The organism is Fictibacillus gelatini DSM 15865 (assembly GCF_000430745.1).
In the GTDB taxonomy this organism is placed as follows: Bacteria; Bacillota; Bacilli; order Bacillales; family Fictibacillaceae; genus Fictibacillus_A; species Fictibacillus_A gelatini.
This window is the reverse complement of sequence record NZ_AUMP01000007.1, coordinates 1-14544: the sequence shown is the minus strand read 5'-3', so window position 1 is coordinate 14544 and position 14544 is coordinate 1. Positions and strand designations below refer to the sequence as shown.

General features: G+C 41.2%; 15 protein-coding genes. 3 read left to right on the top strand and 12 right to left on the bottom strand.

The genetic code is table 11. From position 1 onward, the window contains the following. Nucleotides 1–101: 101 nt before the first annotated feature. The 4 genes from rpoN to H538_RS0110330 form a co-directional block, all read right to left on the bottom strand. The gene (gene rpoN / locus H538_RS0110345) at nt 102–1421 is read right to left on the bottom strand and encodes an RNA polymerase factor sigma-54 (RefSeq protein WP_026677534.1); all 1320 of its coding nucleotides are present in this window, start codon (nt 1419–1421) and stop codon (nt 102–104) included. A 187-nt stretch (nt 1422–1608) separates the two neighbouring features. Further along, complete coding sequence (gene cspD, locus H538_RS0110340) at nt 1609–1809, bottom strand: cold-shock protein CspD (RefSeq protein WP_026677533.1); 201 nt, start codon at nt 1807–1809, stop codon at nt 1609–1611. Nucleotides 1810–2081: 272 nt separating this feature from the next. Next, on the bottom strand, nt 2082–3899 hold the full coding sequence (locus H538_RS0110335) for a DHA2 family efflux MFS transporter permease subunit (RefSeq protein ID WP_026677532.1): 1818 nt from the start codon (nt 3897–3899) through the stop codon (nt 2082–2084). An 8-nt stretch (nt 3900–3907) separates the two neighbouring features. Beyond that, nucleotides 3908–4573: an HlyD family secretion protein gene (locus H538_RS0110330; protein ID WP_026677531.1), complete on the bottom strand. Its 666-nt coding sequence runs from the start codon at nt 4571–4573 to the stop codon at nt 3908–3910. A 218-nt stretch (nt 4574–4791) separates the two neighbouring features. Here H538_RS0110330 and yvfG point away from each other — a divergent pair, with 218 nt between their 5' ends. Then, nucleotides 4792–5004, top strand: coding sequence for a protein YvfG (yvfG, locus tag H538_RS0110320; RefSeq protein ID WP_026677530.1), 213 nt, complete (start codon nt 4792–4794; stop codon nt 5002–5004). Nucleotides 5005–5263: 259 nt separating this feature from the next. Further along, a complete protein-coding gene (gene clpP / locus H538_RS0110315; protein ID WP_026677529.1) occupies nt 5264–5857 on the top strand; it encodes an ATP-dependent Clp endopeptidase proteolytic subunit ClpP in 594 nt (197 codons plus the stop codon). 74 nt (nt 5858–5931) lie between these two features. Here clpP and H538_RS0110310 read toward each other — a convergent pair whose 3' ends face one another. The 8 genes from H538_RS0110310 to H538_RS0110275 all read right to left on the bottom strand — a co-directional run bounded on the left by H538_RS0110310 (nt 5932) and on the right by H538_RS0110275 (nt 13243). Next, nucleotides 5932–6189 carry an HPr family phosphocarrier protein gene (locus H538_RS0110310; RefSeq protein ID WP_026677528.1) on the bottom strand — a complete coding sequence of 86 codons (258 nt, stop codon included), beginning with the start codon at nt 6187–6189 and terminating at the stop codon, nt 5932–5934. A gap of 32 nt (nt 6190–6221) precedes the next feature. Beyond that, nucleotides 6222–7163, bottom strand: a complete 942-nt coding sequence (gene whiA / locus H538_RS0110305) for a DNA-binding protein WhiA (RefSeq protein WP_026677527.1) — start codon at nt 7161–7163, stop codon at nt 6222–6224. 99 nt (nt 7164–7262) lie between these two features. Then, complete coding sequence (locus H538_RS0110300) at nt 7263–8210, bottom strand: gluconeogenesis factor YvcK family protein (protein ID WP_026677526.1); 948 nt, start codon at nt 8208–8210, stop codon at nt 7263–7265. After that, entirely contained in the window at nt 8207–9085 is an 879-nt protein-coding gene (gene rapZ, locus H538_RS0110295) for an RNase adapter RapZ (protein WP_026677525.1), read from the bottom strand. Before rapZ ends, H538_RS0110300 begins: the two co-directional genes overlap by 4 nt. 95 nt (nt 9086–9180) lie before the next feature. Next, nucleotides 9181–9648: an NUDIX hydrolase gene (locus H538_RS0110290; RefSeq protein ID WP_245595223.1), complete on the bottom strand. Its 468-nt coding sequence runs from the start codon at nt 9646–9648 to the stop codon at nt 9181–9183. 242 nt (nt 9649–9890) lie between these two features. Next, the gene (gene trxB / locus H538_RS0110285) at nt 9891–10835 is read right to left on the bottom strand and encodes a thioredoxin-disulfide reductase (RefSeq protein ID WP_026677523.1); all 945 of its coding nucleotides are present in this window, start codon (nt 10833–10835) and stop codon (nt 9891–9893) included. A gap of 216 nt (nt 10836–11051) precedes the next feature. Beyond that, nucleotides 11052–12656 (bottom strand): tetratricopeptide repeat protein, encoded by a 1605-nt coding sequence (locus H538_RS0110280; RefSeq protein WP_026677522.1) that lies wholly within the window; start codon nt 12654–12656, stop codon nt 11052–11054. 233 nt (nt 12657–12889) lie between these two features. After that, entirely contained in the window at nt 12890–13243 is a 354-nt protein-coding gene (locus tag H538_RS0110275; protein WP_026677521.1) for a hypothetical protein, read from the bottom strand. A 1069-nt stretch (nt 13244–14312) separates the two neighbouring features. On the opposite strand from H538_RS0110275, the gene H538_RS23550 reads away from it, so the two are divergent. After that, on the top strand, nt 14313–14544 hold a 232-nt coding region (locus H538_RS23550), incomplete at its 3' end, for a transposase (RefSeq protein ID WP_035350548.1).

Below are 14544 nucleotides of genomic sequence, written 5' to 3'. Positions count from 1 at the left end.
AATATAAATGAGTGCTCATTCAGTTGCAACTATTATTATCATCAATATTGTGAACAAAAAAAGACCGTCATAAGAACGTGATTTCTTATGATGGTCATTCATTATTTACTGTATCGTTTTCGTTTAGCTGACGAAAGGATATTCATTTCTTCCCTGTACTTGGCCACCGTCCGGCGGGAAATATTCATTCCTCTTTCATTCTTTAACTTATCTGCGATTGCCTGATCCGATAACGGCTTTAATTTATCTTCCTGATTAATGAGTTCGGCAATTGCGAGCTTTACGACTTTTGCGGACGTATTTTCTCCGTTCGCTTTTTCAATTTTTGTTGTGAAAAAGGATTTTAATTCAAACGCTCCTCTCGGTGTTTGAATGACTTTATTTTTCACCGCCCGGCTTACCGTCGATTCGTGCATTCCTATGCGGTCCGCGACATCTTTTAACGTCATCGGCTCTAAATATTGCGGCCCTTTTTGCAAAAAAGCGGTTTGCGCTTTTACAATTTCTTCAGCAATTTTTAATAACGTTGTTCGCCGTTGTTCAAGGCTTTTTAGCAGCCATTGATATTTTTGATAATGTTCTTTTAAATATTTTGAAGCCGCTGCACCTTCACTTTTCAATAAATGGGTATAGCCTTCATTTAAATGGACTCTTGGCGCAAACTGATCATTTAAGTAGATTTGATAGTGCCCCTTTTCTTCTACAACCGTAATATCCGGGTAAAGAAAGAGACGTTCATCTTGATGTGAAACAGAATGGCCCGGCCTCGGCTCCAATGTTTGAATAAAATCAGCCGCTTCTTCCACCATTTCCACACTCACATGCAGGCGCTCGGCAATTTGTTTTAATTTTCGTTCTGCAAGTAAATCTAAATAGTTGTCCGCAATGCGATAAACGAGTTCATCCTCCATCGCCAATGCTTCTAACTGCAATAAAATGCATTCCCTTAAATCACGGGCCCCGATTCCTACAGGTTCTAATTGGTGTAAAAGTCCGATGACGTGTTCCACCGCTTTCTCGTCGATGCCAAACCGTTTCATCACTTCTTCTGTTGTCACTTGAAGATAACCATTATCATCAATATTTAAAATTAAAAATTTTAATATCGAACTTTCTTCCTTCGTTAATGGCAAAAACATCGTTTGATCAAGCAAATAATCATGCATGGTTTCTTTCGTATGGTGAAGATAATCAAGGGTATTTTCTTCCCCTTCACCGATCGTTTTCTCTGACGTTTTTCTTTTTCCCATGGACATAAGATTTGATGGTTCAACAAGCTCTATCAAAGGATTTTCGTTCGCCTGTTCTTGCAAAAATTGCGACAATTCATAACAGGGATATTGCAAAATGGCAATGGCCTGTCGAAGCTCCGTCGTCATAACAAGACTTAAGCTCTGTTGTTGAAATAAACCAAGTTCCATTCTCCATTCCCCTTCCTGACACAACCATTTCCTCTATATAAAAAAAGACATAAGGTTTTTTGTACTATCTCCATCATACTATAAAAATTGAAAGCGGACACATGAAATATTTAGTAAGCCCTTTATTTTTTTAACATCAAAAAAAGGCGTTGGGAATGATTTCCCAACGCCTTATATTTTTTGGCAATTAAAGTTTTGTAACGTTAGCTGCTTGAGGTCCGCGAGCACCTTCAACGATTTCGAAAGAAACTTCTTGTCCTTCTTCTAAAGACTTGAAGCCTTCTGTTTGAATAGCAGAGTAGTGTACGAACACATCATTTCCACCTTCAACTTCGATGAAACCGAAGCCTTTTTCTGCGTTAAACCATTTTACTTTCCCGTTTTGCATGGTAATCCTCCTGTCGATTGCCTGTGGCAACACTTAAAAATTTCTAAACCAAATTACAATGCTACACACTAAAAATAAAAGGGCCGTACATTCAAAGAGAAGTAGGATTTCAAAACACGTTTTACTTCTCATTTGAAGTTACGACCCGCTTAAATCCAGACGATATAACAAGTAATGGTTATGTTTACTATACCATGAACATTTCTTAATGTCAAAAGACGGAAAGAACTATTTTTATGGGTCTCCCTTTTATAACTTTAGACCTACTGTTTTTACTTTCCGCTTTGTGGCAAGACCCGCTTGATAAAACACGATAAAATAAGCGCCACTGCCGCAATGCCTGTTGCCACAATAAACGAATCATTGATTCCTTCGATCGTTGCTTTCTTCATCATTTCACCGTAAATCATTTTCGTCGCCAGACTCTGGCCGGCCTCGCCCGGTAGTCCTGCTGCATGGGCAATGCCCTGCCCTAATTGCGTAATTTTATTTACGATATACGGATTTGAACTTGATATGCTGCTGGCAAAGTTCGTCTGATGAAACGTAGAACGGGTTGACATCACGGTCACTAAAAAGGCCGTGCCAAGACTTCCCGCTACTTGCCTTGCTGTATTGGAAGCTGCTGTTCCATGGCTGGCTAAATGCCTTGGAAGCTGGTTCAATCCTGCTGTCATGACCGTCATCATTAAGAAGGACATGCCAAACATCCGCGCCATGTATAAAAATAAGATATGAACATACGTTGTATCTGTCGTTAGCTTGCTGAACTGCCATGTTGTAATGACCGTGATCGAAAGCCCGACAATCGCTAGCCAGCGGGCGCCGATCCGGTCAAATAAGGCGCCGGAAATCGGTGACATAATCCCCATAATAATGGCTCCAGGCAAAAGCAACAAGCCGGAATCAAGGGCAGTGAAACCTCTAATATTTTGCAAATAAATTGGGAGTAGGAGCATTGCTCCAAACATCGCCATATTAATGGCCATGCTGATAATTGTAGTTAAAGAAAATACATCATATTTAAATACACGTAAATCCAGCATCGGCTTCTCGGCCGTTAATTCTCTCCAGACAAAAGCGATCAAACCAATGATTCCGATCGTTAAGGAAGTTAATACAACTTTATCGGTCCAACCGTCATTCCCTGCTTCGCTAAAACCGTAAAGCAAAAAACCAAATCCGATCGTCGAAAATAAAAATCCTAAAAAATCAAATTTCGGATTAGTCGTTTTAATAACGTCCTTCATCCATAAAAAGGCGATAATGAGGTCAATCACTCCAAATGGCAAAACAATGTCAAAAAGCAGGCGCCATGAATAATGTTCAATCAACCATCCTGATAACGTAGGTCCGATTGCTGGCGCAAACAACATGGCAACACCCATAAGCCCCATTGCCGCCCCCCTTTTTTGAGGAGGAAAAATCGTTAAGAACACGGTCATCATTAAAGGCATAATGACCCCGGCTCCAGCTGCCTGGATCACCCGGCCAATCATCAAAAGAGAAAACGTTGTTGAAATGGAACAAATGAAAGAGCCTAACGTAAATAAAAACATAGCGGCTAAAAACAGTTTGCGCGTGCCGAATTTTTCAATTAAAAAGGCTGTGATCGGAATGCATATGGCATTGACAAGCATATAGCCGGTTGACAGCCATTGAACGGTATTTGCGGAAACGTTTAAATCCGTCATAATATGCGGAATTGCCACATTCAAGAGTGTTTGATTCAAAATCGCGACAAAAGCTCCTAGCATTAACGACGCTAATATTTTTCCAACCTTAAACTCGCCTTTAGGCTCATTTTTGATCATTCTTTTCTTTGTAACAGGGGTTTGATCAACCGCCTCATTCACATATTCAACGGCAGGTTCGGCAGTGGATGATTCTTTTAATGTTTCGCCAATGACTTGATCCGCTGTCGACGGTGCCTCTGTTCGCACTTCTTCATTAGTCTCTGGCAACTTTTGTGTTTGAATGACATCGATTTGCCGGGCTTCCTGTTTCTTCCGTCTTCTTATTAATGCCACATTGACGAGCGCCAGTAGGATTATGGCAATCACGATATATCCAGCTAAATATGTTGACATTTCTTCACCTACTTATGGATTCGGACTGTCACATTCATGCCAGGTACTATATCAAGTCCTTTATAATTGTCTAATTTTATTTTTACCGGAATAACTTGAGTTACTTTTGTATAATTTCCTGACGTATTCGAGCTTGGCATTAATGAAAACGTTCCAGCTGTTGCATAGCCAATTTGGTCCACCGTTCCAGTTAACGTTGAACCAGGATAAGCATCCACATATACATCAACATCCTGGCCTTTTTTCACATCATTAATTGAAGTCTCTTCAATATTGGCCGTTACCCATAAATTTTCAAGATCATACATTTGGGCCAGCGGCGTTCCTGCTGCTACGAAAGAATCCTTAACGGCTGATTTCTGTACGACGGTACCATCAGCAGGCGCTTTAATTTTAATTGTCTTTGGTGCCGGCGCTCCGGGTACTGCGGCTCCCGCAGGATGAATCGTTCCAATTTCATCACCTTTTTTGAATTTCTCGCCAACATCGCCTTTCCAATCCGTTAATTGTCCGTTCGCAGTTGCTGCAATTGTTACTTGCTGACCGGTAATCTGGGCGTTGTCCGTCTTTAAGTAATTGACGGAATTTGTATAGTAATAATATGCTGCAAATCCGCCGCCAACTAATATAAGCAATAAAATGACGTTTAATAAAATCATGCGTCGGGCATTCATTTTGACTTATCCTCCTTGAGTTTAGCTTTTTTCTTTTTTCCTTTAAGCGAAAGTAATTTAGTTAACAAATAGTTCGTATACGAATTAATATGGAACAATAAAATTATATATGCATTTTTTATAATGTCAACAAAAAGAAGATTTATAATGCACATTTTCACCAATTGGCTTTTCCGGCTTCGTTTGCTACGATTATAGAAGAAAGGAGCAACTATAAAATGGAACAGTTTTCAGTATCTTTTTTTGAAGAGAACTTTAAGCAATATATCGAAAGGAATAAAGATGTATTTTCAAAGGTTCATGCCATGAATGCGTATTATCGTTCAATCGTCGGGACATTAATTAATGACCATTTGAACAAAAATGCGGAAATCGTCCGGCGCATTCGGAATTTGGAAGAAGCGTATAACAATGTTAAATCAGAACAGTAAGGCTCATTACTGCGCTAAATATGCTTTCTTTTCTATAATTTCCCGCTCTCACACGTTTAAAAAATGGTGAAGCGGGAATGATGATTGATAGTTCAATAAAGGATTTTTAAGGCTTTACAGCGAATTACATACTGTATTGCTTTTTATTTGACCTTATTTGACCTTTTCTTGTATGATGTCAGTAGCCGAATAAAAGGCAAGATGATGATTTGAAATAATGTTTTTAAAAATTTTTCCACTCTTAAAAAGGAGGAGAACCATGAACTTAATCCCAACAGTAATTGAACAAACAAACCGCGGTGAACGAGCATATGACATTTATTCCCGCCTATTAAAAGACCGCATTATTATGCTAGGAAGTGCGATTGACGACAATGTGGCCAACTCGATTGTCGCCCAATTATTATTCCTTGCAGCTGAGGATCCGGATAAAGATATATCTCTTTATATTAACAGCCCTGGCGGATCCATTACAGCAGGTATGGCCATTTATGATACGATGAATTTCATTAAGCCACACGTATCTACCATTTGTATCGGCATGGCCGCTTCAATGGGAGCATTTTTGCTTGCTGCCGGTGAAAAAGGAAAACGTTTTGTCTTGCCAAACTCCGAAGTGATGATTCACCAGCCGCTCGGCGGAACACAGGGGCAAGCATCAGACATCGAAATCCATGCTCGCCGCATTATTCAAATGCGCGAACATCTTAATAAAATTTTGGCGGAACGAACTGGCCAGCCGCTTGAAGTCATTGCACGCGACACGGATCGTGACAACTTTATGACTGCCGAGGAGGCTGTGAAATACGGTCTTGTCGATAAAGTGATTTCGTCAATCAGCGAATCGAAATAAGGACAAGAGAAATTTTTTCCCGTACGTTTTCTATTACCGAAAGAAAAAGAGCACTCACGTTCGAGTGCTCTTTTTTAGTGATTTTCCGAAATGAAAGCTTCCAGCGCGTTCATTGCTTCTTCTTCATCAGCGCCTTTTACAATTAATGTGATTTCAGCTCCTGAACCGATCGCCAGGCTCATAATTCCCATGATACTTTTACAGTTTACTTTTTTCCCGTCTTTCTCAATGAAAACATCGGAAGTAAAACGATTCGCCTCCTGGACAAAAAGTGCAGCCGGCCTTGCCTGCAAACCTGTTTTCAATTGGACTTTTACTTTTTTCTCAATCATTTTCCCTTTTTCCTCCCACAACACGTATTAATTTATTTAATAGCTTGGCCCGATCGTATTTTATTTGCTATTTCATCTATTTTACGTAGCCGATGGTTTACCCCCGATTTGCTCACTGGACCTGAGGAGACCATTTCACCTAACTCTTTTAATGTAATTTCCTGGTGTTTCACCCGAAGTTCAGCGATTTCCCGGAGCTTATCCGGCAGGACATCAAGCCCAACTTCTTTTTCAATCAGACGAATGTTTTCCACTTGCCTTAATGCCGCTCCGACTGTTTTGTTTAAATTCGCCGTCTCACAATTAACAAGCCGGTTGACCGAGTTCCGCATATCTTTTAAAATGCGGACATCTTCAAAATAAAGAAGAGCGTTATGAGCCCCGATGAGCGTTAAAAATTCAGATATTTTTTCTCCATCTTTTAAATAAATAATATACCCTTTTTTCCGTTCAAGAACTTTCGCTTTTAATTCATAATGATTCATTAGTTCGCAAAGATCCTGGGTGTGGTCTTCATACATGGAGAAAATTTCAAGATGATAGCCCGTTTCCGGATGGTTAATCGACCCTCCCGCAAGAAAAGCTCCGCGCATATATGAACGCCGGCAGCAGCTTTTCTTTTTGATTTCCTTCGCAATCGTCCGATTAATGGAATAGCCCCCGCTCATAATCGATAAATCTTCTAATAACGCTTTTGCCTCCCCGGGAACGCGAACAATGTACACATTGTTTTTCTTTAATCTCATTTTCTTACGTACTAACAATTCAACATGAAATGAATAAAGGCGTTTAATCAATGTATAAATTCGGCGGGCAATCGCCGCATTTTCTGTCGGTATGTCAAGCACGAGCTTTCGATTGCTAAATGAAATGGAACCGTTCATGCGGATAAGTGCCGCAAGTTCAGCTTTTGCACAGCAATCTTTAATTTCCAATTGCGTTAATTCTTTTTTTGTTTCCGCGGCAAACGACACCATTTTCACCCCTCTCAATTACGGTAACGTGAGGGCAACCGCTTTCTTGTAGAGGCTGTTCTAAAAGTCCAATTAGCCTTCTTTTTTGAACACGGCCTCTTATATCAAAGATAAAAGCAGCTTGGAAACACGTTTCGCATCATGTCGTACAAGTGTGCCATATTGAATAATATTTTCGCTTATAATTTTTGCGCCAAACCATTTTAAACGGTCTTCGTCACAGATGACCTGGTCGGCTCCTTCTTCACGGTAAAGCTTGAGTACATCTTCCGGAATGTCTTCGTTGTTGACAATAATAACGTCTAACACATTTTTGCCAATATGGTCAACGAGAGCCTGGACATGTTCACTTGCCGTATAATTCGTTGTCTCACCTGGCTGTGTCATTACATTGCAAATATACACTCGTGGAACCGTTGCTTTCTTGATCGCCTCGCTTATGCCGCTTACAAGCAGGTTCGGCAAAATACTTGTATAAAGGCTTCCAGGTCCGATGACGATTAAATCCGCATCCTCTATCGCTTTCACACTTTGCCTTAATGGTTCAATTTTTTCCGGCGTGAGAAATACGCGTTTAATTCTTTTGTTCGTTAACGGGATTTTCGATTCCCCTTTAATGACCGTGCCGTCCTCAAGTTCAGCATGCAATATGACGCTCCGGTTCGCCGCCGGCAGCACCTGGCCTCGAACGTTTAAAACCCGGCTCAATTCCTGGATCCCGGTTAAAAAGTCTCCCGTAATATCATGCATAGCCGCAAGAAGCAAATTGCCTAACGAATGGCCGGTAAGACCGTCTCCCGTTGTAAAACGGTGTTGAAACATGCGTTCAACTAGCGGTTCTACTTCAGAAAGAGCGGCAAGCACATTACGAATATCTCCTGGAGGAGGCATATCATACTCTTTCCGCAATCGTCCGGAGCTTCCTCCGTCATCGGCGACGGTTACGATAGCCGTTATATCAACAGGAAATTGCTTAAGCCCCCTGAGCAAAACGGAAAGCCCTGTACCACCGCCCAGGACGACAATCTTCGGTTGTTCCTTTTTCATTTATCCTTGTCCTTTCCCATATCACGGTGGCTAGAGAATGTAGAAAATTCTTTTGCTAATTCTTTCCCGATATATTCTGCTAACGCAACTGAACGGTGCTTTCCGCCGGTACAGCCAATTCCAATGATGAGCTGGCTTTTCCCTTCACGTTTATATTGCGGGATCATAAATTTCAATAGATCCAATAACTTTTCAAGAAAGGTCTTTGTCTCAGGCCATTTCAAAACATATTCTGAAATGTCTGCTTCAAGGCCTGTTCGTGGGCGCATATGTTCGATATAATGCGGATTCGGCAAAAAGCGCACATCAAATACAAGGTCTGCATCAATCGGGATGCCATGTTTAAAGCCGAAAGACATGACATTAATCGTAAATGGATGCGCTTCATTCGTTGAAAAGCGTTGAATGATCCTCTCGCGTAATTCGAGCGGTTTCAATTCAGATGTATCAATGATTTGCTGAGCGCGTCCTTTTAGCTCTTCTAACATTTCTCTTTCTTGAAGAATTCCCGAGAGCGGGTTTCCACTTTTAGCCAGCGGATGTGATCTTCTCGTTTCTTTATATCTCCTGACAAGGGTAGCGTCTTTACAATCTAGAAATAAAATTTGCGGTTGAATATGTGAGTAGACTGGAAGCTGATCGAGCGTTGAGAACAGCTGGTCAAAAAATTCTCGTCCACGCAAATCCATCACTAATGCGACTTTATTTAATTTCCCTTCAGATTCCTCCATCAAATCAACGAATTTCGGCAAAAGTGCCGGAGGAAGATTATCAACGCAAAAGAAACCTAAGTCTTCAAAGCTCTGCATCGCAACCGTTTTTCCCGCGCCTGACATCCCTGTAATGATAACCATTTGAACATCTTTTGCTTCCATAACCGCTCCCCCCTTTTTTAAAAGCAAGAAATTGGCAGTCGCCTAATTCATACAGTCTTCTGATCTCTTTCTAGAAAACGCATTACAAATATATATTATGCCGGATCCAGCCGATAGGATAAAAGTTTGTAATCAGGTGTGTAGGTGAACGTACCAAAAATCATGCCGCTTCCTCGAAGAACATAATCTAAAATGTGATGATCCCCGGGAGCCATTGGCAAGTTTCGAATTTCAGCGATCGGTTTCCATTCGACCTTTCCTTCTTCGCTTTCAGACAGTGATTCTCCTTCAAAGTCGGTTGCGAAAAAGGTAAACATCATCCATTCTGAAACAATTTTATCTTGTTCTTTGATGATAAAATTAAATACGCCTTTAAGCTGAGGATGTTTCAAATAAATTCCCGTTTCTTCGCGAAATTCCCGAATGACGGAATCACGGATCGATTCTTCAGACTCCATTTTTCCACCGGGGGCCACCCACCATCCCCTGCGTGGCTTTTGCAGTAAAAGAACTTGATTATCTTTTATCAAAACACAGTTTGTTACTCTTTGCACAAAGTTCACCTCGATTGCCTGAACATTAAACTAAGTATACTAAATTATAGTATTCCACTCAAATGCCAACTGCTTTAGACAATTGGCATTTCGGTGAAAAACGGCCCGGCTGCCGATTCCAGAGACAAAAAAGAGGCACGGATACGAGTTCCGTGCCTAACGTCTAGCTATTTATAAAAAGGGGGTCAATTTCTTACTATTATAATACCCCTTTATTGTTTCACCATTATTACAGAATGGTTAAAACCGAATTACGATTTTAATTTCTCCTTTAGTTCTTCTACATAATGTTGCGCGGCCTGCGCTGCGATGCTTCCATCGCCTGTTGCCGTGACGATTTGGCGAAGTGATTTTTCGCGGATATCCCCAGCAGCGAAGATACCCGGGACTTTCGTTTCCATCTTTTCATTCGTTTCTACATATCCAGCTTCATTTGTAATGCCAAGATTGAGGAAAGCCTGGTTTAACGGCAGCATTCCAACATAGATGAAGACGCCGTCCGTTTTAAACTCTTGCTCCTCTCCCGTTTGTGTATTGACAAGCGTTACTTTATTTACTTTATTGTTCTCTCCGTGAATTTCTTTTACGGTATGATTCCAAATAAAGTCCACTTTTTCATTATCAAACGCTCGTTGTTGCAAAATCGGTTGCGCCCGCAGTTTATCGCGGCGGTGGACGATTGTTACTTTCGTTGCAAAGCGAGTTAAATAAACCCCTTCTTCCACGGCAGAATCGCCGCCGCCAACAACGACAAGCTCTTTTCCTTTAAAGAATGCACCATCACAAACGGCGCAATACGAAACACCGCGGCCGCCAAGCTCTTGCTCGCCAGGCACGCCGAGCTTTTTGTATTCTGCACCCGTTGCGATAATAATGGCGCGGCCTTTATGTTCTTTGCCGCCAGCTACTACCGTTTTATATTCTTCGCCATCGATAATTTCTTTCACATCACCGTAAGCATATTCCGCACCAAATTTTTTCGCATGCTCGAACATTTTATTCGATAATTCCGGTCCAAGAATCGTTTCAAACCCCGGATAGTTTTCAACATCTTCCGTATTGGCCATTTGGCCTCCCGGAATCCCGCGTTCAAGCATTAACGTGCTTAAATTGGCGCGGGACGTATAAACGGCAGCCGTCATCCCTGCAGGCCCGGCTCCAATTATGATCACATCATAAATTTTTTCTTCACTCATGATTTAACCCACTCCTTTACGGAAAAGATGCGCATTCACTTAGATGTCAGAAAAAGTTGGATAACTGGAATCGTCTGTTCCCGATTCCGACAAATCTAACCTCTTACTTCTAATTTCCGAACAAAATAGCTCCGCCATTTTGTTCTGCGTCATCTTGCCCCATCGTTCATTTGTAATAATGGTATATTCACCGATAAAGGAAGTCTATTAATTTGCTCAATCCGTCATTTCAAGCAGTTTCTTTATTTTTTTCAACCGTGATGATAAAACGGCAACCGATACCCCGTACCGCTCAGCAATTTCCCGTTGCGTCGCTCCTTGCTTTCGTTTTCTTGATAAATAGTCGAGGGCAGCCGCCATCCCTTTTTCATTTTTCAAAAGTTCAGGTTCTAGTTTTGCCCGATTCATGACTTCAAGCCAGAGGAACGTCATTTCATCATCAATAATTGCTTCCTTCTCTTTTAATAAATCGATGATGTCAAAGCCTTTTGTAAAAATAGAAGAAACGGTGTGATAGATGTTTTCTTCATGTTTGTTTTTGACAACGACCGTACGGCCCGGTTCCATTTCCAACAGTAAATTCGCCGCCATCTCTTTTAAAAAGGGATGTTCTTCCCGTTTTGAACAAAAGGCTTCCAATAAAGAAACAGCCTCTTTATTCGTATTCCCTCTTAAAAGAATTAAATGCGTCAACTTATTTTTCTCAAGCGCTTTTTTAATTTGATTCAAGCGAACAAAAAAGCCCGGCTTCTTTTTTCGAACATTAGAAACTGGCGGAAGACGATATTGATAGTCCAGACCCGTAACCGTAAGCATGCCGATCATCGCTTGTTTCAAATAAAATGGGGCAACAACACCTTCCGGATCCATCTCTTCTACTTTTCGCCAATATTTGATGGCAAGATCAACGTTCCCAATGGCATAATAAGAAACGGCAATGAGATGGAAGAAGGCCGGGCTGTAGTTCATTTGAAATTTTTTCACAGAGACAAGCCAGCGATTGGCATAAGTATGCTCCCCTAAAATGCCAAACGTGCTTCCTAATTTATACCGCTGTTCCGGATGAATTGGATGGATGACCTTCAACGCTTCCGTAATCTTTTTACATTTTTCATTCTGCCCTAAATGGTGATAAAAGATCGCCATGTTACAGAGTGCATTTAAATTGCCCGGATTTTTCGCAAGCACGTCCTCCAAAATTTGAAGAGCTTTTTCATACTTGTTTTCATAAAAATAGGTCAAGGCAAGATTATTATATGCTGCCCAAAAATTCGGGTGTTTTTCAATAATCTCCTTTAACTGCACTTTCGCTTCTTTCATATTTCCCGTTTCGATGCTATGGCGCGCTTTCTCGTGAGAAGCGATCAATTCCTCTTCCTCCGTTAGCTGCTCGGCTGGCCTTCCCGTTTCAAAGTAAATTAAATCAAGCAGCTCCTGGGAATCGTCAAAAAATTCACCGTTAGGCTCATGTTTCATATAAAGGATGGCGTGCTGCTCCGCTTCTTTAAACATGCCGAGGTGGGCATAATTATTTGCCATAAAGAAGTAGCATTCCGCCATCTCGCCGTCCACATATTCAAGCACGTGCTGCAAGCAATTATTCGATTCTTGAAATTCGCCAAGTTCCGCAAGTGTCGACGCAAGCTGGCAATGAAAGGCCGGCTCATCCGGTTCAAATAATACGGCCCTCTCAAACATTTTTTTCGCTTTATGCAAATCTCTTTTCTGATACGCCTTTAGCCCGCATTGAAAATAATATTCCCCATCTTGCTTAAAAGGAAGGATACGGCCAGTTGTATCCGCGCTTTTTTCCTTCTCCATTTCTTCCTCCAATTTTTTAATCTATCTATTTTCATCTATTGTCTTATTCTCAAATAATTCACCGAAGAAAGTATACCATAGGTAGAAGATGTCATCATTACTTTTTCAAAAATTTGAGTGTCGAACTTTTGAAAAGTGAGTGATTGGGATAGTCGCTCTTTTTTCCCAAAAATCAATAGTTATATTTTCCTGCACGAATCAAAAACGTCATGCCGGATGGGCATGACGTTCCATTATGACGTTGTTTTTATCTTCCTGCTTCTATTCGTTGTTGTTTGTTTTTCGGCCTGTCTTTTCCCTTTGTTCAAAAATGCGGCCAAAAGCAATAACAGCCACGCCAAAATGAACATGAGGAAAATCATCGGCAATTGGTACAGGGCAAATTGGGCGAATTCATTTTCTTTAAAAAACCAACAAAGCGCTGTATGTATAATAAAAGAAACAATATAAAGCGGAAGCAGCTTAAAAAAGCGATGGACGCAATGTTTCTTTTTTTTCGAATCTAAAAAAATTCTGGCGGACTCAATAAACATTCTCAAACCTACGAGTACGGTAAAAATCATTGTAATCCCAGTGATTACTCCCAAACGATCAACTCCCTCTCACTCCCATGCTGAACGATTATAATAAACTAGTGAATAAGAATCAACCTATTCTTTGAGCCCAGCACGTTTTCTATGTACTATACCCATTTCGACAGGAACTCCACTTTTCAAACTGTGAAAAAAGTAGTGTTTATTTTCGCAAATCTCTCTATTCCCGGTGTCCGTTATTAACTCTCCATCCCCTGTTGTCTAATAAACATAGAAATCATTTGAGAGGAATGAGTATGGGGAAGCCTGACAACACGGTAACCTATAAGGAATAGGCAACATGGGAGAAGAAGAGCGTTGTGAAGTGCTCGATGGAAAAATGATTCGTATGGCTCCCTCACCTATTCCGGACAAAATCAAACCGCGTGACGTAGAATGACTCTCAAGGACAAATTCGGGTCCAACATAAAAAATGTCCCCATAGAACGCCTCTCTAAGACATTTTTGACTCTCACGGCGTGAATTTGTCCCCATAGAACGCCTCTCTAAGACATTTTTGACTCTCACGGCGTGAATTTTGTCCGTGAGAACGCCTCTCTAAGACATTTTTGACTCTCCTGGCGTGAATTTTGTCCGTGAGAACGCCTCTCTAAGACATTTTTAACTCTCCTGGCATGAATTTCGTCCGAGAGAACGCCTCTCTAAGACATTTTTGACTCTCACGGCGTGAATTTTGTCCGTGAGAACGCCTCTCTAGGACATTTTTGACTCTCCTGGCGTGAATTTTGTCCGTGAGAACGCCTCTCTAAGACATTTTTGACTCTCACGGCGTGAATTTTGTCCGTGAGAACGCCTCTCTAAGACATTTTTGACTCTCCCGGCGTGAATTTTGTCCGTGAGAACGCCTCTCTAGGACATTTTTGACTCTCCTGGCGTGAATTTTGTCCGTGAGAACGCCTCTCTAAGATATTTTTTACTCTCCTGGCGTGAGTTTTGTCCGAGAGAACGCCTCTCTAAGGTGATGTAAAATATCTTGTGTAAGTCAAAGAAGGCCTTCTCAAAATAAAAAAAGTAGGGTACTCTCGGAATTGTCGAAGATTCCAGAACGAGAGGAGACCCTACTATGAATTTTAGTATAACCGATATTCTGTCACAAAATCAATTGGATCAAATGGTAAAGGATTTTTTGAAAGAGAAGATTGAATTCCTGCTTCAGGAGGAGATCAAGAATTTCATCAAAGTAGAAAACCCGGATCAAAAGCTGCAGCGTAACGGCTATTACCCACGGGGCTTAGACACGAAGTACGGACGAATAGAAGAACTCAGTATCCCCAGGGATCGGCAGGGGCAGTTTC